A 3080-nucleotide genomic window follows, 5' to 3' on the forward strand; every position below is an offset into this window, starting at 1 on the left:
GGAAGACGGGGCATCGGGAACACGTGGAACGGGGCAGGAGGCGCGTGCAGGGCAGGGCCGCAGGCGAGGCTAGAAGTGACGCATGTCAGAACCGTGACATGCCGGGCGGAGATTTCTTAGCCCTGAATTAGGAAGGCAATTGAAAGCTTTCGCTGCAACGTCGCTGTCATCTGCCCCCGGGAGCATCGTCCGGCCGGGCTTCCGCCCTGGTTCATCCACACCTCATAACAGCACACATGATGACCGCCTCCACTCGCAGCAGCGGTGCGCTCGCCTCGGCGCGCACCTTCGTCAGCCACTTCAAACCCTGGCCCACGGCCATCGCGGCGGCGGCGCTGGTCGTCGCCTGCGGCGGCGGTTCGGACGGCGGCGGCTTCTTCCCCTTCCTCGGTGGCGCCACCACCGCGGGCGTGGTCACGGGCAGCTACTACCGCAACGCCAAGGTCTGCATCGACGCCAACAACAACGGCCGTTGCGATGCCGGCGAAGCCAGCACCACCACCGATGCCAACGGTGCCTTCACGCTCGCGGGCCAGGGCGCCGTGGTGGCCGAGATCGGCACCGGCAGCAAGCGCTTCGATCCCGACACCGGCGTCGAGAGCGCCGTGACCCGGGCGCTGGTGTTCCGCGCACCGGCCGGCGCCAATGGCGTGGTCAATGCGATCAGCACCGAGCTCGCCGCGCTGATGGATGCCAACGGCGGCAACCTCGCGGCCGCGCGCACCGCGCTCGCTGCGCGCCTGGGCGTGAGCGAAAGCCAACTGCTGGCCGACCACAACAAGGTCGGCGACGCCAAGGTCAAGACCGCGCTGCAGACCGAGATCGACCAGTCGCTCGAACGCATCGCCGAAGCCGTGGCCGAGGCCGGCAGCGGCGGCGACATCGTCGCGGCACTGCGCAACCGCTTCGCGCTCGACGACATCACCAACGTGGTCGTGATCTATGCCGAGAACCGCGGCTTCGACAACCTCTATGGTCTGTACCCGGGCGCCAACGGCATTCCGGGCGTGAACCCGAGCTCGTCGACCAGCACGGCCGAGCCACAGAAGGACTTCGATGGCGCGACGCTGCCGAACCTTCCGCCGGTGTGGACTGGCGTGACAGCGAGCGGGCAGACCACGGTGATCGAGCAGGGGAAGACCGTGGGCATGCCGAACCGCATGTTTCAGATCGACGACCCGAAGGGCTTCTACAACACCGGCAAGGTGGTGTCGCAGAGCATCATCACGCGCGACCTGGTGCATCGCTTCTACAACAACCAGATGCAGATCAATGGCGGCAATAACGACAAGTTCACCGCCTATTCGGACGCCGGTGGCCTCAGCATGGGTTACTACGACGGCAGCAAGATGCAGCTCTGGCAGGTGGCGAAGCAGTACACGCTGGCCGACAACTTCTTCATGGGCGCTTTCGGCGGCTCGTTCCTGAACCACCAGTACCTGGTGTGCGCCTGCGCTCCGCTGTATCCGAATGCCGATGCCGACAGCTCGCCGGCCAAGGCCACCATCTCGGCCATCGATACCGATGCCAACGGCAATTTCGTGCGCCTCACCCCGGCCGACAACGCGCCGAGTTCGGTGCTCGTCGGTGCACCCACCTACAAGAACGACAACACGCTGACGCCGAAGGATGCCGCCGGCAACTTCTACGCGGTCAACACCATGCAGCCGCCGTACCAGCCGAGCAACAACGCACCGGCGGCGAACGACGCGACCCATCACTACGCCGACACCACCAAGTCCAACACCCTCCCGCCGCAGACCCAGGCCACCATCGGCGACCTGCTCACGGCCAAGGGCCTGAGCTGGGCCTGGTACGGCGGCGCATGGAACAGCACCACCGCCATTGCCGAGGGCGACCGCAAGTTCCCGGCAGCCGTGCCGCCGGCCGCGCAGACGCCGAACTTCCAGTTCCACCACCAGCCCTTCAACTACTACGCCGCCTTCGATCCGGTGCAGCATCCCGATGCTCGCGCCGCCCACCTCAAGGACTTCGACGCCGACTTCCTGAAGGACGCCGCCAACGGCACGCTGCCGGCCGTGAGCTTCTACAAGCCGCAGGGCAACCTGAACCAGCACGCCGGCTATGCGAGCGTGGCCGATGGCGACGCCCACATCGCCGACGTGATCGCCAAGCTCAAGGCCAGCCCGCAGTGGAAGCACATGCTGGTGGTCGTGACCTACGACGAGAACGGCGGCTTCTACGACCATGCGCGCGTGCCCAAGGCCGATCGCTGGGGCCCGGGCACCCGCATCCCCGCGCTCATCGTGTCGGACTTCGCGAAGAAGGGCTTCGTCGACAAGACGCAGTACGACACCGCCTCGACCCTGCGCTTCATCACGCACCGCTGGTCGCTGCCGATGCTGCCGGGCCTGGTCGAGCGCGACAAGGCGCTGGTGAAGAATGGGCTGCCGGCAATGGGCGACCTGACGAGCGCGCTGGACTTCTCGAAGAAGTCCTGATGAACGCCTGAGCGGCGCGGCCCGGCGCCCTTACGCGTCGGGCTGCTCCAGCACGCTCTCGAGAAAGCGCTGCGCCGCCGAGGTCTGCGCGCCCGGCGGCAGCGCGAGCGCGATGCCGATCGCGACCTGCGCGCCCGCGCCCGAGAGCGGCTTGAACACGACGTTGCGCGCCACATGGCGCGTCGCGACCGAGGGCACCAGCGCTACGCCCAGGCCGCTCTCGACCAGGCTGATCAGCGTCTGCACCTGCACCGCCTCCTGCTGCACGTTGGGGATGAAGCCCGCCTGCTGGCAGGCCAGCAGCGCCGCCGCATGCAGGCCCGGCACCTCCATCGCGCCGTACATCACGAAGGGCTCGTCGGCCAGGTCGGCCAGCGTCAGGCGACGCCGCCGCGCGAGCGGATGGTCCGCCGCGACCGCGGCCACGAACACATCGCGCTCGGCCGGGAAGATGCGCGCATGGCAGGCGCGCCCGATCGGGAAGCGCACCAGGCCCACGTCGACGTCACCGGCCTCGACCATCTCGACGATGCGCGCGGTGGTCGATTCGCCGAGCTGCAGCTGCACGCCCGGATAGCGCGCACGAAAGCGCGGCAGCACGCGCGGCATCAGCGCATA

2 protein-coding genes are annotated in these 3080 nt (G+C 67.8%); one reads left to right on the forward strand and one right to left on the reverse strand.

The genetic code is table 11. The features are described 5' to 3' along the window. Nucleotides 1–239 precede the first annotated feature (239 nt). Complete coding sequence (gene acpA, locus AC27VN_RS37240) at nucleotides 240–2462, forward strand: acid phosphatase (RefSeq protein WP_490879896.1); 2223 nt, start codon at nucleotides 240–242, stop codon at nucleotides 2460–2462. Nucleotides 2463–2492: 30 nt separating this feature from the next. Here acpA and AC27VN_RS37245 read toward each other — a convergent pair. Next, nucleotides 2493–3080, reverse strand: a 588-nt coding sequence (locus tag AC27VN_RS37245; protein WP_490879897.1) for a LysR family substrate-binding domain-containing protein, incomplete at its 5' end; no start/stop codon positions are given.

It is taken from the genome of Variovorax sp. 20P10.2.4 (assembly GCF_058244205.1).

Coding starts and splice junctions, on each gene's coding strand:
- acpA (WP_490879896.1), top strand. CDS start 240: ATGACCGCCTCCACTCGCAGCAGCGGTGCGCTCGCCTCGGCGCGCACC.